The 26,223-nt window shown below is 71.4% G+C and carries 27 protein-coding genes and 1 pseudogene; 19 read left to right on the top strand and 9 right to left on the bottom strand.

Annotated elements, in window-relative coordinates; genetic code table 11:
* Window positions 1–66: 66 nt before the first annotated feature.
* From ACFYMO_RS06540 to moaA, 3 genes and pseudogenes are all read left to right on the top strand, one after another.
* Window positions 67–402, top strand: a pseudogene (locus tag ACFYMO_RS06540) (DUF485 domain-containing protein); the annotation flags it as partial.
* 98 nt (window positions 403–500) lie between these two features.
* The gene (locus ACFYMO_RS06535) at window positions 501–2,147 is read left to right on the top strand and encodes a cation acetate symporter (RefSeq protein ID WP_366774339.1); all 1,647 of its coding nucleotides are present in this window, start codon (window positions 501–503) and stop codon (window positions 2,145–2,147) included.
* A 409-nt stretch (window positions 2,148–2,556) separates the two neighbouring features.
* Window positions 2,557–3,546: a GTP 3',8-cyclase MoaA gene (gene moaA, locus ACFYMO_RS06530; protein ID WP_366774340.1), complete on the top strand. Its 990-nt coding sequence runs from the start codon at window positions 2,557–2,559 to the stop codon at window positions 3,544–3,546.
* Window positions 3,547–3,573: 27 nt separating this feature from the next.
* On the opposite strand, the gene ACFYMO_RS06525 is transcribed toward moaA, so the two are convergent.
* From ACFYMO_RS06525 to tyrS, 3 genes are all read right to left on the bottom strand, one after another.
* Window positions 3,574–3,837, bottom strand: a complete 264-nt coding sequence (locus tag ACFYMO_RS06525) for a hypothetical protein (RefSeq protein WP_388544705.1) — start codon at window positions 3,835–3,837, stop codon at window positions 3,574–3,576.
* A gap of 174 nt (window positions 3,838–4,011) precedes the next feature.
* A complete protein-coding gene (locus ACFYMO_RS06520; RefSeq protein WP_366774341.1) occupies window positions 4,012–4,395 on the bottom strand; it encodes a DUF3099 domain-containing protein in 384 nt (127 codons plus the stop codon).
* A gap of 116 nt (window positions 4,396–4,511) precedes the next feature.
* Window positions 4,512–5,930 (bottom strand): tyrosine--tRNA ligase, encoded by a 1,419-nt coding sequence (gene tyrS / locus ACFYMO_RS06515; RefSeq protein ID WP_366774342.1) that lies wholly within the window; start codon window positions 5,928–5,930, stop codon window positions 4,512–4,514.
* Between the two features lie 261 nt (window positions 5,931–6,191).
* Here tyrS and fabG point away from each other — a divergent pair, with 261 nt between their 5' ends.
* Both fabG and fabI read left to right on the top strand, forming a co-directional pair.
* Window positions 6,192–6,896, top strand: coding sequence for a 3-oxoacyl-[acyl-carrier-protein] reductase (fabG, locus tag ACFYMO_RS06510; RefSeq protein WP_388544702.1), 705 nt, complete (start codon window positions 6,192–6,194; stop codon window positions 6,894–6,896).
* Window positions 6,897–6,898: 2 nt separating this feature from the next.
* The gene (gene fabI, locus ACFYMO_RS06505) at window positions 6,899–7,669 is read left to right on the top strand and encodes an enoyl-ACP reductase FabI (RefSeq protein WP_276474627.1); all 771 of its coding nucleotides are present in this window, start codon (window positions 6,899–6,901) and stop codon (window positions 7,667–7,669) included.
* Between the two features lie 159 nt (window positions 7,670–7,828).
* Here fabI and ACFYMO_RS06500 read toward each other — a convergent pair whose 3' ends face one another.
* Entirely contained in the window at window positions 7,829–8,539 is a 711-nt protein-coding gene (locus tag ACFYMO_RS06500; RefSeq protein ID WP_366774344.1) for an FCD domain-containing protein, read from the bottom strand.
* Window positions 8,540–8,562: 23 nt separating this feature from the next.
* On the opposite strand from ACFYMO_RS06500, the gene ACFYMO_RS06495 reads away from it, so the two are divergent.
* The 4 genes from ACFYMO_RS06495 to ACFYMO_RS06480 all read left to right on the top strand — a co-directional run bounded on the left by ACFYMO_RS06495 (window position 8,563) and on the right by ACFYMO_RS06480 (window position 11,174).
* Window positions 8,563–9,981, top strand: a complete 1,419-nt coding sequence (locus ACFYMO_RS06495) for an MFS transporter (RefSeq protein WP_366774345.1) — start codon at window positions 8,563–8,565, stop codon at window positions 9,979–9,981.
* Between the two features lie 17 nt (window positions 9,982–9,998).
* Window positions 9,999–10,115 carry an SGM_5486 family transporter-associated protein gene (locus ACFYMO_RS06490; protein ID WP_254693415.1) on the top strand — a complete coding sequence of 39 codons (117 nt, stop codon included), beginning with the start codon at window positions 9,999–10,001 and terminating at the stop codon, window positions 10,113–10,115.
* Between the two features lie 173 nt (window positions 10,116–10,288).
* Window positions 10,289–10,543, top strand: coding sequence for a hypothetical protein (locus tag ACFYMO_RS06485; RefSeq protein WP_366774346.1), 255 nt, complete (start codon window positions 10,289–10,291; stop codon window positions 10,541–10,543).
* Window positions 10,544–10,658: 115 nt separating this feature from the next.
* Window positions 10,659–11,174, top strand: coding sequence for a histidine phosphatase family protein (locus tag ACFYMO_RS06480; RefSeq protein WP_366774347.1), 516 nt, complete (start codon window positions 10,659–10,661; stop codon window positions 11,172–11,174).
* A gap of 43 nt (window positions 11,175–11,217) precedes the next feature.
* Here ACFYMO_RS06480 and serB read toward each other — a convergent pair whose 3' ends face one another.
* Window positions 11,218–12,462, bottom strand: a complete 1,245-nt coding sequence (gene serB / locus ACFYMO_RS06475; RefSeq protein WP_366774348.1) for a phosphoserine phosphatase SerB — start codon at window positions 12,460–12,462, stop codon at window positions 11,218–11,220.
* Between the two features lie 377 nt (window positions 12,463–12,839).
* Between serB and ACFYMO_RS06470 the strand changes: the two genes are divergently transcribed.
* From ACFYMO_RS06470 to ACFYMO_RS06455, 4 genes are all read left to right on the top strand, one after another.
* A complete protein-coding gene (locus tag ACFYMO_RS06470; protein ID WP_366774349.1) occupies window positions 12,840–15,539 on the top strand; it encodes an FHA domain-containing protein in 2,700 nt (899 codons plus the stop codon).
* 169 nt (window positions 15,540–15,708) lie between these two features.
* Window positions 15,709–16,875: a GAF domain-containing sensor histidine kinase gene (locus ACFYMO_RS06465; protein ID WP_388544695.1), complete on the top strand. Its 1,167-nt coding sequence runs from the start codon at window positions 15,709–15,711 to the stop codon at window positions 16,873–16,875.
* Window positions 16,868–17,506 carry a response regulator transcription factor gene (locus ACFYMO_RS06460; RefSeq protein ID WP_366774350.1) on the top strand — a complete coding sequence of 213 codons (639 nt, stop codon included), beginning with the start codon at window positions 16,868–16,870 and terminating at the stop codon, window positions 17,504–17,506. The genes ACFYMO_RS06465 and ACFYMO_RS06460 overlap by 8 nt, the downstream gene beginning before the upstream one ends.
* Before the next feature lie 194 nt (window positions 17,507–17,700).
* A complete protein-coding gene (locus ACFYMO_RS06455) occupies window positions 17,701–17,940 on the top strand; it encodes a chaplin (protein WP_388544692.1) in 240 nt (79 codons plus the stop codon).
* Between the two features lie 38 nt (window positions 17,941–17,978).
* On the opposite strand, the gene ACFYMO_RS06450 is transcribed toward ACFYMO_RS06455, so the two are convergent.
* Window positions 17,979–18,809, bottom strand: a complete 831-nt coding sequence (locus ACFYMO_RS06450) for a hypothetical protein (protein ID WP_366774351.1) — start codon at window positions 18,807–18,809, stop codon at window positions 17,979–17,981.
* Between the two features lie 105 nt (window positions 18,810–18,914).
* Between ACFYMO_RS06450 and ACFYMO_RS06445 the strand changes: the two genes are divergently transcribed.
* From ACFYMO_RS06445 to ACFYMO_RS06430, 4 genes are all read left to right on the top strand, one after another.
* The gene (locus ACFYMO_RS06445) at window positions 18,915–19,706 is read left to right on the top strand and encodes an ABC transporter ATP-binding protein (protein ID WP_276474617.1); all 792 of its coding nucleotides are present in this window, start codon (window positions 18,915–18,917) and stop codon (window positions 19,704–19,706) included.
* A 21-nt stretch (window positions 19,707–19,727) separates the two neighbouring features.
* Window positions 19,728–20,150: an NfeD family protein gene (locus tag ACFYMO_RS06440; RefSeq protein WP_074998031.1), complete on the top strand. Its 423-nt coding sequence runs from the start codon at window positions 19,728–19,730 to the stop codon at window positions 20,148–20,150.
* A 73-nt stretch (window positions 20,151–20,223) separates the two neighbouring features.
* Window positions 20,224–21,189: an SPFH domain-containing protein gene (locus tag ACFYMO_RS06435; RefSeq protein WP_019358248.1), complete on the top strand. Its 966-nt coding sequence runs from the start codon at window positions 20,224–20,226 to the stop codon at window positions 21,187–21,189.
* A gap of 125 nt (window positions 21,190–21,314) precedes the next feature.
* A complete protein-coding gene (locus ACFYMO_RS06430; protein WP_366774352.1) occupies window positions 21,315–22,082 on the top strand; it encodes a sulfite exporter TauE/SafE family protein in 768 nt (255 codons plus the stop codon).
* A 24-nt stretch (window positions 22,083–22,106) separates the two neighbouring features.
* On the opposite strand, the gene ACFYMO_RS06425 is transcribed toward ACFYMO_RS06430, so the two are convergent.
* A complete protein-coding gene (locus ACFYMO_RS06425) occupies window positions 22,107–22,616 on the bottom strand; it encodes an HNH endonuclease (protein WP_388544686.1) in 510 nt (169 codons plus the stop codon).
* A 546-nt stretch (window positions 22,617–23,162) separates the two neighbouring features.
* Window positions 23,163–23,702: a YbhB/YbcL family Raf kinase inhibitor-like protein gene (locus ACFYMO_RS06420; protein ID WP_366774354.1), complete on the bottom strand. Its 540-nt coding sequence runs from the start codon at window positions 23,700–23,702 to the stop codon at window positions 23,163–23,165.
* A 179-nt stretch (window positions 23,703–23,881) separates the two neighbouring features.
* Here ACFYMO_RS06420 and ACFYMO_RS06415 point away from each other — a divergent pair, with 179 nt between their 5' ends.
* Window positions 23,882–24,313 (top strand): barstar family protein, encoded by a 432-nt coding sequence (locus tag ACFYMO_RS06415; RefSeq protein WP_388544683.1) that lies wholly within the window; start codon window positions 23,882–23,884, stop codon window positions 24,311–24,313.
* A gap of 36 nt (window positions 24,314–24,349) precedes the next feature.
* Here the strand turns inward: ACFYMO_RS06415 and ACFYMO_RS06410 are convergent, their stop codons facing one another.
* Window positions 24,350–25,132 carry a sporulation protein gene (locus tag ACFYMO_RS06410; protein WP_366774356.1) on the bottom strand — a complete coding sequence of 261 codons (783 nt, stop codon included), beginning with the start codon at window positions 25,130–25,132 and terminating at the stop codon, window positions 24,350–24,352.
* 106 nt (window positions 25,133–25,238) lie between these two features.
* On the opposite strand from ACFYMO_RS06410, the gene ACFYMO_RS06405 reads away from it, so the two are divergent.
* A complete protein-coding gene (locus tag ACFYMO_RS06405) occupies window positions 25,239–25,943 on the top strand; it encodes a DNA-3-methyladenine glycosylase (protein ID WP_366774357.1) in 705 nt (234 codons plus the stop codon).
* Window positions 25,944–26,223: the final 280 nt, after the last annotated feature.

The following is a 26,223-nucleotide window of genomic DNA, read 5'->3' as shown; positions in this document are numbered from 1 at the left end:
TCATTGAGACGTGGGTCACACCCTTTCGAACGCTCCGTCCCCCCTCACGTTCCGTCAGGAGTCACTGTGGACACCGCCCCAGAGCACGCGCACCACGGCCCACCGGGCCCCCGCGACTACACGGACGTCCAGCACAGTGCCGAGTTCGGTGAACTCCGGCGCGGCTACCGCTCGTTCGTCTTCCCGCTCACCGTCGGGTTCATCGTCTGGTACCTGCTCTACGTCCTGCTCTCCAACTACGCGGGCGGGTTCATGGGCACCGAGGTCGTCGGGAACATCAACGTCGCCCTCGTCTTCGGACTGGCGCAGTTCGTGACGACCTTCCTGATCGCCTGGTGGTACTCGCGGTTCGCCGCAGTGAAGCTCGACCCCAAGGCGGAAGCACTCAAGACGCGGCTGGAGGCGGAGAACCTGCAGCGGGCCACCGGGGCCGAAATCGGCCACCAGGCCGCACCCCGGGACGAGGACAAAGGCCAGCTCGCCGGTCAGGAGGACGACGCATGAGTCTCACCCAGCAACTCGCTGCCCCCGCCGCCCAACTGGCCGCCGAGGGCGCAGGCGAGCACCGCACGCTGATCATCACCCTCTTCTCCGTCTTCGTCGCCATCACCCTCGGCGTCACCGTCTGGGCGGGACGCCGGACCAAGGACGCCACCGACTTCTACGCGGGCGGACGCCAGTTCAGCGGTTTCCAGAACGGCCTGGCCATCTCCGGCGACTACATGTCCGCCGCGTCCTTTCTCGGCATCGCCGGAGCCATCGCACTCTCCGGGTACGACGGATTCCTCTACTCCATCGGCTTCCTCGTCGCCTGGCTCGTCGCGCTGCTGCTGGTCGCCGAACCGCTGCGGAACTCCGGGCGCTACACGATGGGCGACGTACTGGCCTACCGGATGCGGCAGCGCCCCGTACGGACCGCGGCGGGCGTCTCCACCATCATCGTCTCGATCTTCTATCTGCTCGCCCAGATGGTCGGCGCCGGCGCCCTCGTCGCACTGCTGCTGGGCATCACCGGCGAGGCAGGCAAGAACCTGATCGTCGTCTTCGTCGGCATCGTCATGATCCTCTATGTGACCGTCGGCGGCATGAAGGGCACCACCTGGGTGCAGATGATCAAGGCGTGCCTGCTGATCGGCGGCACCGTCGTGATCACCGTGCTGGTGTTCCACAAGTTCAACTACAACCTCTCCGCCCTGCTCGGCGCCGCCGCCGAGAACAGCGGCAAGGGCGCGTCGTTCCTGGAACCCGGACTCAAGTACGGCGTCTCGACGACCTCCCGGATCGACTTCATCTCCCTGGGCATCGCCCTCGTGCTCGGCACCGCCGGACTGCCGCACATCCTCATCCGCTTCTACACCGTGCCCACCGCCAAAGCCGCCCGGAAGTCCGTCAACTGGGCCATCGGCATCATCGGCGTCTTCTACCTGATGACCATCGCGCTCGGCTTCGGTGCCGCCGCGCTGCTCAGCCCCAAGACCATCACCGACTCGAACGCCGCGGGCAACACCGCGGCGCCGCTGCTAGCCCAGGAGATCGGCGGCGGAGCGGACTCCACCGGCGGCGCCGTCCTGCTGGCGATGATCTCCGCAGTCGCCTTCGCCACCATCCTCGCCGTCGTCGCCGGACTCACCCTCGCCTCCTCGTCCTCGTTCGCGCACGACCTGTACGCCAACGTCATCCGCAGGGGCAAAGCCACCGAGAAGGAAGAGGTCAAGGCCGCGCGGGTCTCGGCGGTCATCATCGGCGGCGTCGCCATCGGCCTGGGAATCTTCGCCGGCAAGCTCAACGTCGCCGGTCTCGTCGCCCTCGCCTTCGCGGTCGCCGCCTCCGCGAACCTGCCCACGCTCCTCTACAGCCTCTTCTGGAAGCGCTTCACCACCACGGGTGCGCTGTGGTCGATCTACGGTGGACTCGTCTCCTCCGTGGTCCTCGTGTTCTTCTCGCCGGTGGTCACCGGCAAGGAGACCTCCATGTTCCCCGAAGCCGACTTCGCCTGGTTCCCGCTGCAGAATCCTGGCCTCATCTCCATTCCGCTGGGCTTCCTGCTCGGGTGGATCGGCTCCCTCCTCTCCAAGGACGAGGGCGCCGGAGGCGCCAAGTACGCGGAGCTCGAGGTCCGCTCCATGACAGGAGTAGGCGCCCACTGACGCCGGGCGCCCCCTTCGCGGGGGCGCCGTCTCCCTTCGCGGGGTGCGTCCCCCCGTCCGTGTTCGCCGGGTGCGGCTTCGTCGTCGGGGCTTCGCCCCCGAGCCCCCGTTGTCCTCGCCGGACGGGCGTCGGGGCAGCTCCCCCCCGACACGACCGCTCGGCGGCAGCCGAAAACGCTAGGGGGCGTGCCCCCACGAAGCTCGGCCACCCGAGGAGAAGAGGCCCGCGAAAGAGGACGGGCTCCGCGGAGGGGTGCCCCCGGGAGGACGCGCGAAGCGCGGATGGCGGATGCGGCGGACGGCGCGGCAGCGCCCTCGCAGGTGCGACCTCGCAACAGCGGAAGCTGTCGGATGTCACATACGTGACTTACGCTGCGAAGCAGATCACGCATTTGGGAGGGCCGTCAGCATGCTGCTCGACACCTATGGGCGGGTCGCCACCGACCTGCGCGTCTCGCTGACCGACCGCTGCAATCTGCGCTGCACGTACTGCATGCCGGAAGAGGGGCTGCAGTGGCTCGCCAAGCCCGAGCTGCTGACCGACGACGAGATCGTCCGGCTGGTCCGGATCGCCACCGCGGAGCTCGGCGTCACCGAGGTCCGCTTCACCGGCGGCGAGCCGCTGCTGCGTCCGGGGCTCGCCGGTATCGTGGCGCGCTGCGCCGAGCTGCCGGCCCGTCCCAGGATGTCGCTGACCACCAACGGCATCGGGCTGGAGCGCACCGCGCAGGCATTGCGCGAGGCCGGGCTGGACCGGGTCAACGTCTCGCTGGACACGCTCGACCCGGAGACGTTCCGGCGGATGACCCGTCGCAAGCGGCACGCGGATGTGCTGCGCGGGCTGGCCGCCGCGCGGGCGGCGGGGCTGACACCGGTGAAGGTCAACGCGGTGCTGATGCCGGGGATGAACGACCGGGAGGCTCCCGAGCTGCTGGCCTGGGCCCTGGAGGAGGGCTATGAGTTGCGTTTCATCGAGCAGATGCCGCTGGACGCGCAGCACGGCTGGCAGCGCGAGGGCATGATCACCGCCGGGGACATCCTGGCGTCGCTGCGTACCCGCTTCACGCTGACTCCGGAGCAGCAGGAGGAGCGCGGCTCCGCGCCGGCGGAGCGCTGGCTGGTGGACGGTGGCCCGCAGCGGGTTGGGGTGATCGCCTCGGTCACCCGTCCCTTCTGCCGGGCCTGTGACCGCACCCGGCTGACCGCGGACGGGCAGGTGCGCACCTGCCTGTTCGCCACCGAGGAGTCCGATCTGCGGGGTGCGCTGCGCGGCGGCGCTTCGGACGCGGAGGTCGCGGCGCTGTGGCGGCAGGCGATGTGGGGCAAGAAGGCGGGTGCCGGGATCGACGACCCGTCGTTCGTCCAGCCGCAGCGCCCGATGTCGGCCATCGGGGGCTGACCGGGGCAGGCCCGGCGCTCGCCGGGTTCAGTCGCCGTCCGGTGCGTGCCATTCGGTGAGCGGCACGGTGTCCTTCAGGAAGCCGCGTGCGCCCAGGAACTTCGACAGGTGTTCGCGGTGTTCCTCGCAGGCCAGCCAGGTCTTGCGGCGGTCGGGGGTGTGCAGCTTGGGGTTGTTCCAGGCGAGCACCCACACGGCCGGCTCGCGGCAGCCCTTGGCGGAGCAGATCGGGGTCTCGGGACCCTCATCGGAGGGGGAGGCGGAGGGGATCACCGCTTCATCCTGCCTCACGGTCCGGACATTAAGCGACGCCGGGCAGCCACGGGGGGAGCCGCCCGGCGTCGGTCCATCGCTCCGACGGGGGATGCGGAGCGCAACTGAAGTATGGCATGCGGGAGCGGTCGTGGTGCACCGGAACCGCAGGATTGATCTGAGGTTTTCTTGAGGTTTGTGCGAAGAACCAGATCAACTGCGGTCGCTCGCGGTCTCGTTCGAGGCCCGATCCGCGTCGTCCGGTGTGGTTCTGTCGCCCGCTTTCGTCACCCGGGAGCCCTCCAGTGCCCGCTGCTCAGGTTCCGGCGGAGGAGCGGCCGGGGGAGCCGAAGGTGCGTTCTCGCGGCCCGCATTGGCGATCACCACGGCGATGTAGGGCAGGGTCAGTCCGATCACCAACGTGGCCACCGCCAGCGGGCGCTCCACGTTCCACAGCACCACGGTGAGGATGACGGCGAGGGTGCGGACCAGCATGGAGATCACATAGCGCCGCTGCCTTCCGCGCACATCCTCCTGCAGGCCCTGCCGGGCCCCGGTGATCCGGAAAACCTCGTGCTGATGCTGCTTCCGCGTCACTCTCCACCACCTGCTCGCCCGCCGTTCCCCGCGCCGTGCGCGGAGATCCGGACTCTTTCCACGGTACGCCTCGGAGGCGTCCGCCACGAGACCGGGCGCCGCGTGGGCCGGTTCGGTCACAGCCCGCGGATCTCGGCCACCTTGCGGCCCGCCTTCAGGTACAGCGCGTCGGCGAGCCCGTCGGCCTGCGCGGCGACCGCCTCCCGGGCGACCTCCGCGAGCGGGCGCAGCGCCTCCGTCTCGGAGAGCACCACGGACTGCTGCTTCCGGCCCTCCTTCTCGACGATCAGCCGCAGCCCGTTCTGCTTCGCGATGCGGCGGGCGGCCGACGCGCTCGGGGTGAACTCCAGGACCTTGGTCAGCACCGCGGCGACGCCCTCCTCGCCGTGCTCGTCCAGCGCGACGCCGGGGAGCGTCTCCAGGTCGGAGAAGGACTTCTTGGAGAACTGGGCCACGAAGTGGGCGCGGGCCGCCATCGCCGACGGCACCCCGTGCAGCGCCGCGACGACCTCGCCGGCCAGCACCTTCTTCAGGTCCATGGGGTGCAGTGCGCCCGCGTCGATGCGGGCCGTCACCTGGTCGATCTCGGCGTCGGTCCACTCCGTCCAGGCACGCAGGTAGGGGGCCATCAGCCGGTCCGGAATCGACATGATCTTGCCGAAGACCTCGTCGGGAGCGCTGCCGAGCCCCACGTAGTTGCCCTTGGACTTGGACATCTTGGCGCCCGAGCCGTCCGTGCCCTCGACCAGCGGCATGGTGACCACGAGCTGCGGCTGCTGCCCGCGCACCTCCATCATCCGGCGGCCCATCTGGAGGTTGAGCAGCTGGTCGACGCCGCCCAGCTCGACGTCGCAGTCCAGTTCGACCGAGTCGAGGGCCTGGGCGACGGGGTAGAGCAGCTCGGACATCGTCAGGCCGGAGCCCTCCGAGAGCCGGTTGCGGAAGTCCTCCCGCTGGAGCAGTGCGGAGACCGGCACCTGCGTCAGCAGCCCCAGCAGTTCCGGCAGCGTGAAGGGGGCCAGCCAGTCGCTGTTGCGCGCGAAGCGCACCTTCTCGAAGTCGAAGAACGGCCGCACCTGCTCCTGGTATCCGGAGAGGTTCCGCGCGATGTCCTCGTCGGTCAGCGGGGGGCGCTCGGCGGTGCGGCCCGAGGGGTCGCCGATCTTGGCGGTGAAGTCGCCGATGATCAGTGTGACGTCGTGGCCCATCCGCTGGAAGCGGCTGAGCACGATGACCGGCACCGCGTGTCCCAGGTGCACGTCCGCCGCCGTCGGGTCGATCCCCAGCTTGATGTGCAGGCCCTTGCCCTGGGCCGCACGCTCCTCGATCCGCTCGGCCAGCTTCTCCGCCGACGGCAGCAGATCGACCGACCGCGCCCCGATCAGCTCGGCCTGCTCCTCGGCGGGCAGGTCGCTCAGGTCCAGCGAGCGCCGCGCCCCGGTCTCCGCGAGCAGCCGCTCGACGTTCGTGTCGGAGGAGAGGTCCTGGGCCAGCAGCTCGCTGGCGCGCTGTACGGAGTCGCCGAGGCGTGTCACGTCACTGTCCTGGTGTGGTGGGTGCTCGATACGGTCACGGGAGAGTCTATGCGCCCGTACCCGCGCCGGAGGCCGGGGCGGTTCACCCTCGCCGGGGAACGGGCGTTTCTGTAGGGACCCCACAGGAGGCCGCGGATGCCCCTGTCCGTGCCCGAGTGCTCGCGGCCCGGTGGCGCCGGATAGGTTCTGTTTGCGACAGACCGCGACGGCAGTCTGTTTGCGACAGACCGCGACAGCAGAAGCAGGAAGGGTGGGCGCACAGTGAGCCGCTCAGTGCTCGTGACCGGAGGGAACCGCGGCATCGGCCTCGCCATCGCCCGTGCCTTCGCCGAGGCAGGCGACAAGGTCGCCGTCACCTACCGCTCCGGGGAGCTGCCCGAGGGGTTCCTCGGCGTCAAGTGCGACATCACCGAGCCGGAGCAGGTGGAGCAGGCGTACAAGGAGATCGAGGAGAAGCAGGGCCCGGTCGAGGTGCTCGTCGCCAACGCGGGCGTCACCCGTGACCAGCTCCTGCTGCGGATGTCGGAGGAGGACTTCACCTCGGTCGTCGACACCAACCTCACCGGCACCTACCGGGTGGTCAAGCGCGCTTCCCGCGCCATGCTGCGTGCCCGCAAGGGCCGTATCGTGCTGATCTCCTCGGTCGTCGGGCTGATGGGCCAGGCCGGGCAGGCCAACTACGCGGCCTCCAAGGCCGGACTCGTCGGTTTCGCCCGCTCGCTCTCCCGCGAGCTCGGCTCCCGCAACATCACCTGCAACGTCGTCGCGCCCGGCTTCGTCGACACCGACATGACCCGCGCGCTCACCGACGAGCAGCGCGCCGACATCGTCAAACAGGTACCGCTGGGCCGCTACGCGGCCGCGGAGGAGGTCGCCTCCTCGGTCCGCTTCCTGGCGTCCGACGAGGCCGCGTACATCACCGGAGCCGTCATTCCCGTGGACGGCGGATTGGGCATGGGTCACTGAACATGAGCGGAATCCTCGCTGGAAAGCGCGTCCTGGTCACGGGCGTCATCACCGACGGGTCGATCGCCTTCCACGCGGCGAAGGTCGCACAGGAGCAGGGTGCCGAGGTCATCCTCACCGGCTTCGGCCGGCTCTCCCTGGTCGAGCGCATCGCCAAGCGGCTGCCCGAGGCCGTGCCCGTCATCGAGCTGGACGTCAGCAACCAGGAGCACCTGGACGGGCTCGCCGACCGGATCCGCGAGCACTGGGGCCCGGACGCGCGGGTGGACGGGATCGTCCACTCGATCGCCTTCGGGCCGCAGGGCGCCTTCGACTTCCTCGGCGCGGCCTGGGAGGACGTGAGCACCGCCGTGCACGTCTCGGCCTACTCACTCAAGTCGCTCACCATGGCCTGCCTGCCGCTGCTGCACGAGGGAAGCTCGGTCGTCGGCCTCACCTTCGACGCGCAGATCGCCTGGCCGAAGTACGACTGGATGGGCGTGGCCAAGGCGGCCCTGGAGTCCACCAGCCGCTACCTGGCGCGGGACCTGGGCCCGAAGGGCATCCGCTGCAACCTGGTCTCGGCCGGGCCCATCAAGTCCATGGCCGCCAAGTCCATCCCGGGCTTCGAGGAGCTGGCCGACGTGTGGAACCACCGTGCCCCGATCGGCTGGGAGCTGACCGACCCGGAGCCGGCCGGCCGCGGTGTCGTCGCCCTGCTGTCGGACTTCTTCCCCCGCACCACGGGCGAGATCGTGCACGTCGACGGCGGCGTGCACATGATGGGGGCCTGACCCCGCCGGGGCGCGGCCGGGGCCGGTACCGGTCGGCGGTACGGCGGCCCCGTCCCGCGGCTCGCCCCTGCCCTGCGGCGGCTCGGCCCCGCGGCGGGCCCCGGCTGCTGTACGGCTCCGCCCCGCGGTAAGGCCCCCGGCCCGCGGCGGGGCGGTCCGCTACAGCGCCCCGTGTCCCCACTCCGCCGTGTGCGAGGCCGCCTCCTGGGAGGCGGCTTCCGCGTCCTGCGCCCGGATGGCGTCCAGCAGCCGGGTGTGGTCCATGTGGTTCTCCGGGCGCAGCTCCTCGCCCACGTCCTGCCGCAGATAGGCCCGCAGCACCTCGCCGAGGTCGGCGTACACCCCGGTCAGCACCTCGTTGTGGGAGGCGGAGAGCACGCCCATGTGCAGACTCCGGTCGGCGTCGATGAAGCGTTCGACATCGCCGGAGTCCCACGCCGCCTCCCGGCGTTCCAGCATGCCGTCGAGTTCCCGCAGGTCCGCTTCCGTGCGCCGGCGTGCCGCCAGCCGGGCGCCCGCGGTCTCCAGCGCGGACCGCAGTTCTGCCACGTGCCGCAGCTCGGCGCCGGCGAACCGGCGGTGCATCACTCCGGCCAGCTCGCTGGTGGCCAGCACATAGGTGCCCGAGCCCTGCCGGATGTCCAGCAGCCCGTTGTGCGCGAGGGCCCGCACGGCCTCGCGCACCGTGTTCCGGGCCACCCCGAGCTGTTCGACCAGTTCCGGTTCGGTGGGGATACGGCTGCCCACCGGCCACCGGCCCGAGCTGATCTGCTGGCGCAGCGTCGCGATCACCTGGGCGGCCAGGGGAGCGCGCTGGGGCGCCGAGAGCGGGGGCTGCGGGGGAGGGGCAAACGGTTGGGCAGCATTCATCCCATGATTCTATGATGGGCCGCATGGCATCGGCAGACGACGACAGCAGGAACTCCGCAACCACCACCGATCCGGTGACCCGCACCGGCCCCGTGCGCTCCGTCGGCACCCCGGCCGCCCGGTCCGAACCCGGTACCGCCCCGCCCGCGGTCTCCCGCCGACTGCTCGGTCTCGTCGTCGCCGGACTCGTCGTCGCGGCCCTGAACCTGCGCCCCGCCATATCGGGACTCGGCCCGCTGCTGGAGGAGGTGCGGCGCGGGCTGCACATGAACGGCACCGTGGCCGGGCTGCTGACCTCGGTACCGCCGCTGTGCTTCGCCGTCTTCGGCAGCCTCGCCCCGCGGCTGGCCCGGCGCCGCGGCCCCGCGCCCGTCGTGCTGGCCGGCATGGCCGCCATCGCCCTCGGGCTCGCGCTGCGGCCGCTGGCCGGCGGCACGGGCACCTTCCTCGCCGCCACCGCGCTGGCCCTGGCCGGGATCGCGGTGAGCAATGTGCTGATGCCCGTCATCGTCAAGCACTGGTTCCCCGACCGGGTCGGCTCCATGACCGGGCTGTACTCGATGGCGCTCGCCCTGGGCACGGCGGGCGCCGCCGCCGTCACCGTGCCGCTGACCGACGCGCTCGGCGGCGGCTGGCGAGCCGGGCTGGGCGCATGGGCGGTACTGGCAGCGGTGGCCCTCGTCCCGTGGGTGGCGATCTCCCGGGACCGCTCGGCCCGCGCGCCCGAGCCGCGGGCCGCGGCAGAGGCCGTCCCCGCACGCACCGCCGACGGTGAGACGGCGGGGCAGCCCCGCGACGGGGGCCGCACCGAGCCGACCGGTGCGGCGCGCGGCCCGGCTGCTCCCTCGGAGGCCGCGCCGGGGCTGCGGATCGCCGCGTCGCCCACGGCGTGGGCCCTCGCCGTCTTCTTCGGCCTCCAGGCGTCCGCCGCCTACATCACCATGGGCTGGCTCCCGCAGATCTTCCGCGACGCCGGGGTCTCCGCCTCGGCGGCCGGTGTGCTGCTCGCGGTGACCATGGGCATGGGGGTGCCGCTCTCCTTCGTCCTGCCCAAGCTGGCCGCCCGGATGCGGCACCAGGGGCCGCTGGTGGTCGCGCTGGGCCTGTGCGGGCTGGTGGGCTACGCGGGGCTGTGGCTGGCCCCTGCCGCGGGCGCCTGGGCGTGGGCCCTGGTGCTGGGCGTCTCCAACTGCGCCTTCCCGCTGGCCCTCACCATGATCGGGATGCGTTCCCGGTCCCACTCCGGCGTGGTCAAGCTCTCCGCCTTCGCGCAGAGCACCGGCTATCTGCTCTCCATCCCCGGCCCGCTGCTGGTCGGCTCGCTGCACGACCTCAGCGGCGGCTGGCACGCTCCGCTGCTGCTGATGGCCGCGCTGATGCTGGCCCAGATGGCGACGGGCCTGCTGGCGGGCAGGGACCGGGTCATCGAGGAGGGGCGCTGAGTGGGAGACTGGCCCACATGCCAGTGCTCGAACCGAATCCCCCGGAACCGCGGAAGAAGCTGCTGCTGATCTTCGGCGCCATGATGGCGGTCACCGTCGTCATCGGCGTGATCGCCAGCATCGCCGCCGGCTGACCTCCCCACCTCCGCGGCGCACCCGGCCGCGGAGGGTGGTGCCAGCACCACCATCCCCTAGGGGCCCTGCGTCAGGGGCGAGTGGGGGGCTTGCCGGATGGGCCGGGGGTCGCGTGCTCCGTAGTGTCGGAGGCCAGGAGAAGGAAGGCCGAAGCACCCCGGAGGCGAGCCCCATGACGGCCCCCGCGCACCCCATGCCGGACCGGAGCAGGAACCACCGCCCGGCCCAGGGCACCGAACTCCCGCGCCGCGCGCGCGACGCGTCGCAGACCCGGCTGCCCTGGTGGGGCGCGCTGCTGCCGGTCCTCGGCTTCGCGCTGCTGCTGGTCCTCCTGGTGGGCGGGGGGCAGGCGGACGCCGCCCAGCGCGCCGCCGACAGTCCGCTGCTGTCCTTCCTCACCCATCTGTGGGGTTCCGTCCTGGGATGAGCCGCCGCGCGGGGCCGGGCGGCCGGTGTGCGGCGGGTCACCGTCCGTCGACCCTGCCGGACCGACCGGTCAACACCCCGCGACCCGCAGCGCGTTTCGTGCGAAGCTGGGACACATGAGCGTCGATGTGCCCCGCAGTATCGTCCTTCTCCGGCACGCCAAGGCGGATTGGCCGCAGGTGGCGGATCACGAGCGGCCCCTCGCGGAGCGCGGCCGCCTGGACGCCCCGGCGGCGGGCGAATGGCTCGCCGGCCAGGGCATCACTCCGCAACTCACCCTCTGCTCGACCGCCACCCGCACCCGCGACACCTGGAAGCTGGCCGTCTCGCATCTTCCGCAGCGTCCCAAGACGGTGTACGAGGAGCGCCTCTACGAGGCGCCGCCCGGTGCGATCATCGAGGTCATCAACGAAGTCCCCGACGACGTGCACGACTTGCTGGTCGTCGGCCACAACCCCGGCATGCAGTCGGTCGCCGAGGTGCTCGCCGGGGAAGCCGACCGGGAGGCCCAGGAGCGGCTGGCCCGCGGGTTCCCCACGGCGGCCGTCGCCGTCCTGCGGTACACCGGTTCCTGGAAGTCGGTGGAGCCCGGGTGCGCGGAGCTGACCCACTTCTGGGCGCCCCACGAGTGAGGGGAGCCCTCCGTGTGCGGCGCGCCCCGTGGACCCGTCGCGGTCAGAGTGCCTCGGGCCGGCCGGCGCCGGTTCCGTCCGCGGCCTCCACCTCTTCGCGCGTGATGCCCAGCAGATAGAGCACGGTGTCCAGGAACGGCACGTTCACCGCCGCGTGCGCGGCCTCCCGGACCAGGGGCTTGGCGTTGAAGGCGACGCCGAGCCCCGCCGTGTTCAGCATGTCCAGGTCGTTGGCGCCGTCGCCGATGGCCACGGTCTGCGCGAGCGGCACGCCCGCCTCGTCGGCGAACCGGCGCAGCAGCCGCGCCTTGCCCGCCCGGTCGACGATCTCGCCGGTGACCCGTCCGGTCAGCTTGCCGTCGACGATCTCCAGCGTGTTGGCGGAGGCGAAGTCCAGCCCCAGTTCCTCCTGCAGCGCGTCGGTGACCTGCGTGAAGCCGCCGGAGACGACACCGACCTGGTAGCCGAGCCGCTTGAGGGTGCGGATCAGTGTGCGGGCCCCGGGGGTGAGCTGCACCGCCTCGCGCACCCGGTCGACGACCGAGGCGTCGAGCCCGGCCAGGAGCTCGACCCGGGCGTGCAGTGACTGCTCGAAATCCAGCTCGCCGCGCATCGCGCGCGCCGTCACCTCGGCGACCTGCTCCTCACAGCCCGCGTGGGCGGCGAACAGCTCGATCACCTCGTCCTGGATGAGGGTGGAGTCCACGTCCATCACCACCAGCCGCTGTGCCCGCCGCTGGAGCCCCGAGGCGACGACGGCGACGTCGATGCCGTATTTCGCCGCCTCCAGCGCCAGCGAGGTGCGCAGCAGCGCCGTCTCGGTGCCCGAGACGTCGAACTCGACGGCCAGCACCGGGTACTTGGCGAGCCGGAAGATGCGGTCGATGTTCCCGCCGGTGGAGGTGATGCTGGCCGCTATGGCGGCGGTCGACTCCGCGGTGAGCGGATGCCCCAGCACGGTGACGTGCGAACGTCCGGTGCCGCGGGGGCGGTTGTCGCCCGTGCCGGAGATGATCTCGGCGATCATGCCCATCGACTCGGCCCAACTGTGCACGGTCGCGCGCAGCTCGCCCTCGGAGCCGGTGCCGGTGGTGGGCGCGGTGACCAGGGCGCACAGCGTGATGCGGCCGCGGGTGACCAGTTGCTCGATGTCGACGACCTCGACGGCGAAGGCCGCGAGGGTGTCGAAGAGGCCGGCGGTGATGCCGGGCCGGTCCTTGCCGAAGATCTTGACCAGCAGGGTCGGGGTGTCGGCGTACGACGGAGGCTGGGCCACAGGTGTGCTCATGGTCCTCACACATTACCGCCGCGCGGCTGCGGAACCCTGCCGGGGCGGTGCGAGTGCGGCCGGACGCCACGAAGAGTACCGCTTCCGCCCCTCTCGTCATGATCGGTCGGGATCGGTCATGATCGGCTCCGGTCCGTGCGCACATTCGCATCGGAAGCCCTTTCCTGCGACTTCCCGTCGTTCCCTCCCGTCCCCCTCGCCGTGTGCCTGCACGGGTTCCCCGGTGTTCCCCGACGGAACGGTCACAGCCTGGTCCCTACCGCTGGCCCGGCTTCCTGTCGGGCGGCCGAGCCTGAAATAGTTCCTCACGATGTTCGCCATCCCTAGACTCCCTCGCTGCAGGGGGTACCTCGGGGGACAACTTTGTGGGGCATGGAGTGCCGGAACTCGTACTGGAATTGAACGGACAGACCTGGACGCTCGATCCGTCCAGGGCCTACACCCTCGGCCGCGACCCCCAGGGGGACGTGGCGATCGAGGACGCCAGGGTCTCCTGGCGGCACGCCACGGTGCGCTGGGGAGGGCGCGCCTGGGTCATCGAGGACCACGGCAGTACCAACGGCACGTATGTGCAGGGACGGCGGATCCAGCAGTTGGAGCTGGCGCCCGGCATGAGCGTCCATCTGGGCAACGCCACCGACGGCCCGCGGCTCGGCTTCTCGGGCGGGGCGCCCGGCGGGCAGGCTCCGGCGGGCGGGATGTACGGCGGACAGACCGCGCCCCAGCAGCAGGGGCAGCCTCAGCAGGCTGCGCAGGCCGCGGCCCAGTACAGTGCCCCGACTCAGCAGCCGCAGGCCGGGGGAGCGCCCGGCTGGGGCCAGCAGCCCCAACAGCCCCAGCAGCCGCACCCCGGCTGGCAGCAGCAGGCTCCGCAGATGCCGCAGCAGATGCAGCACGCGGCCCCGCCGCAGTACGCGCAGCAACCGCCCCAGCAGCAGATGCCGCAGCAGCACATGCAGCCGCAGGGCGGCCCCGGAACACACGGCATGGGCGGCCCCGCACCGGGGACGGGCGCTCCCGGCGCCGGTGGCCAGGGCGGAGCGCCGCCGCAGGGTGCGGGCGACCGCAGCCCGACCACCTTCCACCAGCTCTCCCTCGGCCGGGTGATGCGCATCGGCCGTGCGCTGGAGAACGAGCTGGTCGTCTCCGACCTCCAGGTCTCACGGCACCACGCGGAGTTCCACTCCTCGCCCGACGGCCGGTGCGAGATCCACGACCTGGGCAGCCACAACGGCACCTACGTCAACGGCCAGCCGATACCGCGCTCCGGCACGGTCGCCATCTCCCCGCAGGACATCGTCGGCATCGGCCACTCCACCTTCCGGCTGGTCGGGGACCGGCTGGAGGAGTTCGTCGACACCGGCGACGTGTCCTTCTCGGCCCGCCACCTGACCGTCAAGGTCGACGGCGGCAAGGTCATCCTCAACAACGTCACCTTCGGCGTCCCCGAGAAGTCGCTGATCGGCGTGATCGGCCCGTCCGGCTCCGGCAAGTCCACGCTGCTGCGGGCGCTGACCGGCTACCGCCCCGCTGACGTCGGCGAGGTCCTCTACGACAACCGGAACCTCTACAAGCAGTTCGCCGAGCTGCGGCAGCGCATCGGCCTCGTCCCGCAGGACGACATCCTGCACAAGGAGCTGAAGGTCCGCACCGCGCTGCGCTACGCGGCCAAGCTCCGCTTCCCCGGCGATGTCGCGGAGGCCGAGCGCAACGCCCGGGTCGAGGAGGTGCTCGCCGAGCTCAAGCTCGACATCCACGCGGACAAGCGCGTCACCTCCCTCTCCGGCGGCCAGCGCAAGCGCGTCTCCGTCGCCCTGGAGCTGCTCACCAAGCCCTCGCTGATCTTCCTGGACGAGCCCACCTCGGGCCTCGACCCGGGCATGGACCGCGACGTGATGCAGCTGCTGCGCGGCATGGCCGACGACGGGCGCACCGTGCTGGTCGTCACCCACTCGGTCGCCGAGCTCGGGTTGTGCGACAAGCTCCTGGTGATGGCGCCGGGCGGCGGCGTGGCCTACTTCGGTCCGCCCGAGGAGGCGCTGAACTTCTTCGGCTACGACTCGTGGGCGGACGTCTTCTCCGCCTTCGAGAACTACCGCGACTACGACTGGATGGGCCGCTGGCAGGGCTCGCAGCACTACCAGATGTACGCGGCCGACATCGACGCCCAGCACCCGCAGCAGGACCCGTACGCGGCCCAGCAGCAGGCCATGCAGCCGACGCGGCTGCAGAAGCCGCAGAGCTGGGGCAGCCAGCTGTGGACGCTGATGAGACGCTACCTCTCGGTGATCTCCGCGGACCGCTCCTTCCTGGTGCTGTCCTTCGTCACCCCGCTGCTCCTCGGCCTGGTCAGCACCCTGATGCCGTCCGACTACGGACTGACGGCGCCGCCGGGCAAGACCAACGGCGACGCGGGCCCCATCCTGCTGATCCTCGCCATCGGCGCCTGCTTCTCGGGCGCGGCCAACTCGGTCCGAGAACTGATCAAGGAACGGGTCATCTACGAACGGGAACGGGCCACCGGCCTCTCCCGGTCGGCCTATCTGATGTCCAAGGTGATCGTGCTGGGTCTGGTCGCGGCCGTACAGGGCCTCCTGATGTGCATCGTCGGCTTCTACCCGCGCGACCTTCCCGAGGAGGGCCTGCTCGCCGCCAACCCGGCCATCGAGATGACGTTGGTGGCCATCGCGCTCGGCGGCACCTCGATGATGTTCGGCCTGATCATCTCCTCCCTGGTGAAGACCTCGGAGAAGACGATGATCCTGCTCGTGCTCTTCGCCGTCGTACAGGTCGTCTTCACCGGTGTGCTCTTCAAGCTCTTCGACAGCCCCGGCGTGGAGCAGTTCGCCTGGCTGATGCCGTCCCGGTGGGCGATGGCGGCCCTCGGCGCGACCGTCGAGCTCGGCCGGCTGATGCCCCAGGACAAGAAGGACCCGACCAACACCGACCCGCTGTGGGACCACTCGCTGGACCAGTGGGTGATGGACGTCGGCGTCCTCGCCCTGATGGGTGTCCTGTGCTACTTCGTCATCATCCGGCTGCTGCGCCGCCACGAGCCGGAGATCATGCGCAAGTGAGCGCCTGACCACGCGGTCCGCACGGAGAAGGGGGCCCCTCGCCCGGGGCCCCTTTTTCGTGTCTCCACTCCTCCGGCCCCGTGCGTCGCCGGACCTAGGACCTCCGGCCCGTCCCGCCCCTGGCCCGGGTCCGATCCGGGCCCCGGTGCCGCCGGGTACCGTGATCGGCATGGTCCCCCGCACAGGGCTCGCCGCGGTCAGCGCGGCACTGCTCGCCATGAACCGCCGGCTCGAGGTGCGTGACGTCCTCCAGACGATCGTCGCCTCGGCCCGCGATCTGCTCGACGCCGAGTACGCGGCGCTGGGCGTCCCCGACGACCAGGGCGGCTTCGCGCAGTTCGTCGTCGCCGGAGTGAGCGACGAGCAGTGGAAGGCCATCGGCCCGCTGCCGCGGCAGCACGGCATCCTCGCCGCGATGCTGCAGGACGCCACTCCCCAGCGGCTCGCCGACGTCCGCAAGGACTCCCGGTTCGGCGGCTGGCCCTCCGCGCACCCCATGATGGCCGACTTCCTCGGCATGCCCATCGCCGACGGCGAGCAGGTGCTGGGCGCGCTCTTCCTCGCCAACAAGCGCTGCGCGCCCCCGCGGGAGCGGAGCCGTCCGGCATCCCGGGAGCGGAACTGCGCCTTCACCGAGGACGACGAGGAACTGCTGCGCCTGCTCGCGCAGCACGCCGCCATCGCGCTGACCAACGCGCGGCTCTACGAGCGCAGCCGCGAGCTGACCATCGCCGAGGAGCGCACCCGGATCGGCCACGAGCTGCACGACGCGGTGGCCCAGAAGCTCTTCTCGCTGCGTCTGACGGCCCAGGCGGCGACGGCCCTCGTCGACCGCGACCCCGCGCGGGCGAAGGCCGAACTGCACGAGGTGGCCCGGCTCTCCGGCGAGGCCGCCGACGAGCTGCGGGCTGCCGTCGTCGAACTGCGCCCCGCGGCGTTGGACGAGGACGGCCTGGTCGCCACGCTGCGTACCCAGGCCCAGGTCCTGGACCGCGCGCACAGCGCCGAGGTGGACTTCGTGTGCGAGGGTGTGCGCGCCCTCCCCGCGGCCCAGGAGGAGGCCCTGCTGCGGGTCGCGCAGGAGGCCCTGCACAACGCGCTGCGGCACGCGGACGCGGGCCGCGTCCGGGTGTCCCTGGTGCGCCGCGGCCCGTCCGCCGTCCTCACCGTCACCGACGACGGCAAGGGTTTCGACCCCGGCGCCGTGCGCTCGGCCGGCCGCCATCTGGGCCTCGTCTCGATGCGCGACCGGGCCTCCGGCGTCGGGGGCACGTTGACTGTCCGCTCGGAGCCCGGCAAGGGCACCGCTGTCGCTCTGGAGGTGCCCGGTGGCTGAGCCGATCCGTGTGCTGCTCGTCGACGACCACCAGGTCGTACGGCGCGGGCTGCGCACATTCCTGGAGGTGCAGGACGACATCGAGGTCGTGGGGGAGGCCGCGGACGGCTCCGAGGGGGTGGCACGCGCCGAGGAGCTGCGGCCGGATGTCGTCCTGATGGACGTCAAGATGCCCGGGACCGACGGTGTCGAGGCGCTGCGCACGCTCCGTGAGCGGGGCATCCCGGCGAGAGTGCTGATCGTCACCAGCTTCACCGAGCAGCGCACCGTCGTCCCGGCCCTGCGTGCGGGTGCCGCGGGGTACGTCTACAAGGACGTCGATCCCGAGGCGCTGGCCGGTGCCATCCGCTCCGTGCACGCGGGCCATGTGCTGCTGCAGCCGGAGGTCGCCGGGGCGCTGCTCACCGACGACCAGAGCCCGTCCGCCGGCCGCGGCCCCGCGCTGACCGAGCGGGAGCGCGAGGTGCTCGGACTGATAGCGGACGGCCGCTCCAACCGCGAGATCGCCCGTTCGCTCGTGCTGTCGGAGAAGACGGTCAAGACGCACGTCTCCAACATCCTGATGAAGCTCGACCTGGCCGACCGGACCCAGGCGGCCCTGTGGGCGGTCCGCCACGGGGTGACGGGGTGACGGGTGGCGACCCAGGTTCCCGCCTCTCGTCGGCCGCCGGGAATCGGTCATCCGTTCCCAACGGGTCGAATTTCATACTGTCGTGTGGTCGTCATCTTTTCGGCGCACCCTCCCGGCTGATGCCCCGTTCTCCATGGCGTGCCCGCGGCGGTCGGCCGCGGCACGGTTCCGCAGACGCACAGGGAGAACACCCCATGATCACTGCCAAGAAGGCCGCCCTCGTCCTCGCCGCCGCCGGCGTCGCCGCCGGGGCCTCCGCCGGCTCCGCGTTCGCCCAGAGCGACGCGCAGGGCCAGGCCGCCAACTCGCCGGGCGTCGGCTCGGGCAACCTCGTGCAGGCCCCGGTCCACGTGCCCGCGAACGTGACGGGCAACTCCGTCAACGTGGTCGGCGTCCTCAACCCCGCCTTCGGCAACCTCACGCACAACAGCTGAGGCACGCGGCCCGGACGCCGGGAGGCGGGCGGCGCCGGTCAGGCCCGTCCGCCCTCCCGGCGCCGCTCCAGCTCCTCCGCGTAGGCGTTGTAGGCCGCCACCTGCGCACGGCGGGCCGTGCGCTCCACCGGGCGCAGCGCCTCGGCGCGGGACGCCATCTCCGCGGCGCTCACCGCGCCGCCGTGCTCCCGCCCGTCACCCCCGCCGTCCCCGTAGGCGATGGAGACCAGTGCCGCGACCCGCTGTCCGAGCTCCAGCACCCGCACGGCGCGCGGCGGATAGCCCGGAGCCAGCAGCTGCCTGCCCGCCTCCATCCGCGCCCGGTACGCCTCCAGGGCCGCGTCGGCCACCGGCCCCGAGCCCGCGACGTCGAGCCGCGTCAGTACCTCGGTCGCCTCCCGCATGGCCTCCGCCAGCTCCCGCTCGGCCTCCGCCAGCGAGGGCACATCGGCCGGCGGAGCCTCCCGCACCGGCAGGCACTCCCACCGCACCTCCGTGTGCACGTCCTCCGGGGCGCCGTCCGCGGGCCCCGCCGCGTGCACCTCCGGCACCAGGCCCAGCGCCGTCCCGTGCACCAGCACGGCCTCCTCGGCCTCCATCGCCCGCGCGTTGAACTCCGGCGGCCCGCTCAGCCCCAGCGGATGCCCCGGCACCGGCAGCGCCACCCGCAGCCCCGCGGCACCCAGCGACCGCAGCTTCCCCAGCGCCAGCGTCAGCCCGACCGGGTCGCCGTCGTCCCCGGGCAGCGCGACGCGATGCCGGGTGTCCTCGGCCACGATGCGCCCGGCCGCCTCGTCGGGTGCGACGAGTCCGGCGAGCAGTGCGTTTCCCCAGGCGGCCAGCCGCCCCGAACGAGGTTCTGTGAGCATGGACCAAGCCTAGGGAACGGGCTTCGCACACGGTGGCGTAGGTTTTCCCCTGGGGAATGTGCCCATAGGCACCTCAACGCGACTGCAATAGGAGACAACGCGCTCATGAGCGAAGTACTGGAGCTGGTGGACGTATCCGTGGTCCGCGACGGACGTGCTCTGGTGGAAGATGTCTCCTGGTCGGTCAAGGAGGGCGAACGCTGGGTCATCCTCGGCCCCAACGGTGCGGGCAAGACCACATTGCTCAACCTCGCCTCCAGCTACCTCTTCCCGACTTCCGGCACCGTCGGCGTGCTGGGCGAACGCCTCGGCAGCGTCGACGTGTTCGAGCTGCGCCCCCGCGTGGGGATGGCCAGCATCGCGATGGCCGAGAAGCTGCCGCGCCGCCAGACCGTGCTGGAGACCGTGCTCACCGCCGCCTACGGCATGACGGCGCACTGGCAGGAGAGCTACGACAAGGTCGACGAGGACCGCGCCCGGGCGTTCCTCGACAGGCTCGGCATGTCCGACTACCTGGACCGCAGGTTCGGTACCCTCTCCGAGGGCGAGCGCAAGCGCACCATGATCGCGCGTGCCATGATGACCGACCCCGAACTGCTCCTGCTGGACGAGCCCGCGGCCGGACTCGACCTGGGCGGCCGCGAGGACCTCGTCCGGCGCCTCGGCCGGCTCGCCCGCGACCCGTACGCCCCCTCCATGCTGATGGTCACCCACCACGTCGAGGAGATCCCGCCGGGCTTCACCCACGTCCTGATGATCCGCCAGGGCCAGGTGCTGGCCGCCGGACCGCTGGAGACCGAGCTGACCTCCCGGAACCTCTCCCTGTGCTTCGGCCTGCCGCTGGTCGTCGAGGCGCAGAACGGGCGCTGGACCGCACAGGGCCTGCCACTGCGCTGAGCGGGCGCCTACCATGGCCGTGTGGACGCATGGGTCTGGTGGCTCGTAGCCGCCGCAGCGCTGGGTATCCCGCTCATCATCACGGCCATGCCGGAGTTCGGCATGCTGGCGGTGGGCGCGGTGGCGGCCGCCGGAGCGGCGGGGATCGGCGGGGGGCCGGTGGCCCAGGTCGTCGTCTTCGCCCTCGTCTCCACGGCGCTGATCCTGGTCGTGCGGCCGGTCGCACGCCGGATGCGCACCGAACGCCCCGCGCTGGCGAGCGGCGTCGACGCCCTCAAGGGACGGCGGGCCGTGGTGCTGGAGCGGGTCGACGGGGACAACGGCCGCATCAAGCTCGCCGGGGAGGTCTGGTCCGCGCGGGCACTGGACACCGACACCGCCTTCGAGCCCGGCAGCCAGGTGGACGTGGTCGAGATCGACGGAGCCACGGCTGTCGTGATGTGATGGCTATGAGCAGCCGAACACGGGCAGTGATTCTTCAGTCAGCGACTTCTGAGATCATGCAGGGGGCAAGGCCATGGACGCCATCATCATCGTCCTGATCATCCTGGTGGTGCTTGTCTTCATCGCACTCATCAAGACGATCCAGGTCATTCCGCAGGCCAGTGCGGCGATCGTGGAGCGCTTCGGCCGGTACACCCGCACCCTCAACGCGGGTCTGAACATCGTCGTCCCGTTCATCGACACCGTCCGCAACCGTGTCGACCTCCGGGAGCAGGTCGTCCCCTTCCCCCCGCAGCCGGTGATCACGCAGGACAACCTGGTGGTGAACATCGACACCGTCATCTACTACCAGGTGACGGACGCCCGGGCCGCCACCTACGAGGTCGCCAGCTACATCCAGGCGATCGAACAGCTCACCGTCACCACGCTGCGCAACATCATCGGCGGGATGGACCTGGAGCGCACCCTCACCTCCCGCGAGGAGATCAACGCGGCGCTGCGCGGAGTACTGGACGAGGCGACCGGCAAGTGGGGCATCCGCGTCAACCGCGTCGAACTCAAGGCCATCGAGCCGCCGACCTCCATCCAGGACTCGATGGAGAAGCAGATGCGCGCCGACCGCGACAAGCGCGCCGCCATCCTCCAGGCAGAGGGCGTCCGCCAGTCGCAGATCCTCACCGCCGAGGGCGAGAAGCAGTCGGCCATCCTGCGCGCCGAGGGCGAGTCGCGCTCCGCGGCCCTGCGCGCCGAAGGTGAGGCCCAGGCCATCCGCACCGTCTTCGAGTCGATCCATGCCGGCGACCCGGACCAGAAGCTGCTCTCCTACCAGTACCTCCAGATGCTCCCGAAGATCGCCGAGGGCGACGCCAACAAGCTCTGGATCGTCCCCAGCGAGATCGGCGACGCGCTCAAGGGCCTCGGCGGTGCTCTGGACACCTTCCGCCCCGACTCCGGCGGCAACGGCGGCGGCACCCCCGCTCCGCCCAGCGTCGCCAAGCCCCCCCGGCCCCCGCGCGAGCAGCCCCCGCTGGACTCCTGACCCCGTCCGCCGTCCGGTCCGCGAAACCCGGACGGTGCCGTCCAGCAGCCGGACCCCCGTACCCAGCCGCAGCCTCTTCGGGCATGATCGGTTCCACTGGAACCGAACACCGGAGGGGCTGACGCGTGACCATATGGGAAGCCGTGGCCGTCTGCGCGGCAGGCGTCGGCGCCGGAGGCATCAACACCGTCGTCGGTTCCGGCACGCTCCTGACCTTCCCCGTGCTGCTCGCCGTCGGCCTGCCCCCGGTGACCGCCAACGTCTCCAACTCGCTGGGGCTGGTCCCCGGCTCGGTCAGCGGAGCGATCGGCTACCGCCGGGAGCTGCGCGGCCAGGGGCGCCGCGTCCTGCGGCTCGGCCTCGTCGCCCTCCTCGGAGGGCTGGCGGGCGCCGTCCTGCTGCTCACCCTGCCCTCCAGCGCCTTCGACACGATCGTCCCGGTACTGATCGCGCTCGCCCTGGTCCTCGTCGTCCTCCAGCCCCGGCTGGCCGCGGCCGTCCGCCGGCGCCGCGAACGGGACAGCAGCAGCGGCCACCCGCACGGCGGTGTGCCGCTCCAGGGCGGAATCCTGTTCGCCAGCGCCTACGGCGGCTACTTCGGCGCGGCCCAGGGCGTCATCTACCTGGCCCTGATGGGGCTGCTCATCCCCGACGACCTGCAACGCATCAACGCGGTGAAGAACGTCCTGGGCGCCGTGGTCAACGGCACGGCCGCCGTGTTCTTCCTCTTCGTCGCCGACTTCGACTGGACAGCGGTGCTGCTGATCGCCCTCGGCTCGGCCGCCGGGGGCCAGCTCGGCGCCAGGGTCGGGCGCAAGCTGGCCCCCGGCGTGCTCCGGGGCGTCATCGTGGTCGTCGGCCTCGCCGCGATCGCGCAGCTCCTGCTGCGGTGATGCGGGCGGGCCCGCCGCCTTCTCTCAGGCCGTCGCCGGCAGCGTCAGCCACTCCGGGAGCGACTCCCCCTCCGCGAGCCCCAGCGCCAGCAGCAGCGCGTCGGCCGGTGTCGGCTCGAACGGCTTGACCAGCAGCTTCATCCCCGCCTCGCCCGGTGTCCTGGCGGCCTTGCGGTGGTTGTCCGCCGCGCACGCCGCGACCGTGTTCAGCCAGGTGTCCCCGCCGCCGTGCGACCGCGGGACGATGTGGTCCACCGTGGTCGCCCGGCGTCCGCAGTACGCGCACCGGTGCCGGTCCCGCACCAGGACGCCCCGCCGCGACCACGGTGCCCGTTGTCGGAACGGCACCCGGACGTACCGGCGGAGCCTGATCACCTGCGGCACCGGCAGCTCCACCTGCGCCGCACGCACCCGCAGCCCGGAATGCGCCTGCTCGACGACGGCCTTGTCCCGCATCACGAGCACCACCGCACGCCGCAGCGACACCGTCGACAGCGGCTCGAAGCTCGCGTTCAGTACCAGCGTCTCCCGCATCCCGACCGCCTCCCCTTCTCCCGTACCCGCCGCTTCGCGCCGGGTGGCACCCACTGTGCCGCTGTCCACCGGGGCCGACAACGCAATTTCGCCGGGGAGTACGGCAGGTGAAGGCGCCGGGAACGGCAGGTCGCGGCGGGGCGTCGCAGGCTGGTCCCGGGCTCGGAGGCTCCGGGGTTCCGGGCTTTCGGGCGAGGAGCCGCCGGGGTCGGCCACGGGAGCCCGCGCTGCGGCCGACGGCTCGGGGAGCCCGCGAAGAAAGAGCGGAACGGCCACCCGGGACGGACGGAGGAAGCAGGCAGTCGGCGCGGTCGTCCGGCCCCCGGCCGGACTCCGGCGGACGGCAGCACTCGTCGGTGCCCGCCGTCCCCGCTCGCGGTGATGGACCGCGCCGCGGTGCCGACTGCCCCGTACACGGTGCGCCGCGCACACGGCGCGGCGCAACGGAATTTTCCGGCCGGACCGGGACCCGGCAGCGGGAACCGGGCTCCGGGGCGCCGACACCCGTGTCGGGGCCCCGGAGCGGCATCCCGGACCGCGGTGGGCTCAGCCCTCGGCCGGGATCTCGTACTCGCTGATGAGCCGGCCCCGCGCCAGGGTGTGGAAGCGCAGATTGAACCCGACGACCGCGGGGGAGGCGTCGGCGTCCGGGCCCAGCTTCTCGGTGTCCACGGCGTACACCGTGAACACATAACGGTGCGGGCCGTCGCCGGGCGGCGGCGCCGCCCCGCCGAAGTCGCGCGTCCCGAAGTCGTTGCGCACGTGCACGGCCCCTTCGGGGAGCCCCTTCATCCCGCCCGTACCGGCGCCCTCGGGCAGCTCGGTCACGGTGGCGGGGATGTCGAAGACGGACCAGTGCCAGAACCCGCTGCCCGTCGGCGCGTCCGGGTCGAAGCAGGTCACCGCGAAGCTCTTCGTCCCCTCGGGGAAGCCCTCCCAGCGCAACTGCGGAGAGGTGTTCCCCTCCGCGTACACCTGTGCGGTACCCAGATGGCCGCCGTCCGGCAGATCGTCGCTCAGCACGCGAATCGACGGCACCTGGGGGTGGAAGTCATGGGGGAGCGGGCGCCGTTGCTGGTCGGTCACGTCGTGAACCTCCTCGTCACGCGAATCGCTGTAACGGCCAGCCTAACGATCCTGACCGCCTCTCTTTGCCACCATGACGGGGTGCGACAGCACACCCCGTACATCCCAGCCCTGTGCCCGCAGGAGTCAACGCCATCAGGTGACTGACCACGACGAGACCCCGAAGCGGTGGTGCGACCATGACCAGCCCCGTGGACCTGCCCGAGCTGCCCCAGGCCGACCTCCCCGGCCTCTTCGACGACTCGGTGCCCCCCGGCGTCTACCGGCTGCCCTCGGTGGGCCCCGACGCGCTGATGCAGGCGGACGCGGCGGGCTGGTTCGGCGCGGTCGTGGATCTGACCGGCGTCGACAACAAAGCGGAGTTCATGGAGCGTTGCGCCACCGGACTGGAGCTCCCCGACTACTTCGGGCGCAACTGGGACGCGCTCGCCGACCTGCTCACCGACCTGTCCTGGTGCGGGAAGCCCGACGGCTACCTGATGCTGGCCACCGGCTGGTCCGGGTTCGAGCACGCCGACCCGGCGGACGCCGCCGCGGCGGCGGAGGTCTTCACCGCGGCGGTCGGCTTCTGGGCGGTACGCGAGACCCCGCTCAGCATCCTGCTCGGCTGAGCGGGGCCTCCCGCCGCGGGGCACCGCGCCGCGGCGTCAGAACCAGTTCCGCTTGCCGCCGACCTCGGCCAGCCACTGGTTGAGGTAGCCCGCCCAGTCGGTCTGCTGGTAGGAGTCGAAGTCCACCGGGAAGGCCCGGTAGGTGTCACTGCCCTCCGAGAACAGGCCGCCCTTCTTGTCCATCTCCAGCACCACGTCCATGCCCCGCGCGTCCGCGACGAACGAGAGCTCGACCTGGTTGAGCCCGCGGTACTGCTCCGGCGCGTAGAACTCGATCTCCTGGTAGAAGGGGAGCTGCTGCCGGGTGTTGCGGATGTGCCCCTTCTCCATGTCCGCGGACTTGAACCGGAACCCGAGCTGCCCGAAGGCGTCCAGGATCGCCTGCTGCGCCGGGAGCGGGTGGATGTCCACCGGGTCCAGGTCACTGGAGTCCAGTGCCCGCGCGATAGCCAGCTCCGTCGTCACGCCGATCTGCATCCCCCGCAGCTGCTGGCCCATGAACGCGGTGACCGGCGTCTCCCACGGCACCTCGAGCGCGAAGGGCACCACGTGCGAGTCACCCTCGTGCAGAGTGAGCTCACCACCGAGGCGCTGGGTACCGAACTCGATGTTCTGGTGCATCTCGCCGTCGTCGGTCTCCACCTCGACCCGGGCCTGCAGGCCCACGGAGAGCGCCTGGATCTCCTGGGTGACCGAGCCGCCCTCAATCCGCACCTCGCCCTGCACCACACCGCCCGGCACCGCGTGCGGCTCCTGCAGGACGGTGTCGACCGAGGCGCCGCCCATGCCCATGCTCGCGAACAGCTTCTTGAAGCCCATCCCCTTGTCCTCCCCTTTTCACTCCGGTCCCGCCTCCCGCCGGGAAGCACCGGAACCGCTCGCGTACGGGACTCTCCCGTACGCGGTTCTTGTACGCTCGGACGGCATGATCGCAGGCCGAGACCGCAAGCCCAGCACGGCCGGCGGCGACCCGCACCTGTCCCGGGACTTCTTCGACCGTCCTGTCCTGGATGTCGCCCCCGACCTTCTCGGACGCGTCCTGGTACGCACGACGAACGAGGGCCGCATGCGGTTGCGCATCACCGAGGTCGAGGCGTACGCGGGGGAGGCCGATCCGGGGTCGCATGCCTACCGGGGCCGGACGCAGCGCAACGCCTCGATGTTCGGCCCGCCGGGGCACGCCTACGTCTACTTCATCTACGGCATGTGGTTCAGCCTCAACCTCGTCTGCGGACCCGAGGGGCGGGCGAGCGGCGTGCTGATCCGGGCGGGCGAGGTGCTGGAGGGAGTGGAGCAGGCGCGGGACCGCCGGCCCAAGGCGAGCAAGGACACGGAACTGGCCAGGGGACCGGCCCGCCTCGCCACCGCGCTCGCGGTGGACCGTGAGCTGAACGGCACCGATCTGTGCACCCGCGACCCCGCCGCACCGCTCGGCATCCTCGACGGCACCGCGGAGGCGACGGGTCCGACGGCCACCACCCGGAGCGGTCCGCGCACCGGCGTGGGAGGCGACGGCGCACACTTCCCCTGGCGCTTCTGGCTCGCGGACGACCCGACGGTGAGCCCATACCGCGCGCACAAGCCGCGGAAGCGCAGGACCTCGCTTGACGCAGGGCCGTCGACCCCCTAACGTTGTACGAGTCGCTGAAAACGGGACGGCTTGCCACGGACCTGGGGTCCGGTGAGAGCTCCCCCGGAAGCGACCACTCACTACCTACGATGTACCCCAAACCGGGGTCGATTTCGGCACGCCGAAATCTGACGCCGATGACTCGATTATGAGTCTCCGGGAGAACCCGCTAAAGTAGTGGACACCGAAAGGGCAAACGTCCGGAGAAACCAGTGAGATGGTTTCGAAGGAAGCGTCCGTTCCTTGAGAACTCAACAGCGTGCCAAAAGTCAACGCCAGA

The sequence above is a fragment of the Streptomyces sp. NPDC007025 genome, from assembly GCF_042869455.1.
GTDB lineage: Bacteria > Actinomycetota > Actinomycetes > Streptomycetales > Streptomycetaceae > Streptomyces.
Note: the sequence above shows the minus strand (reverse complement) of the source record. Positions and strands in the feature narration are given on the sequence as shown.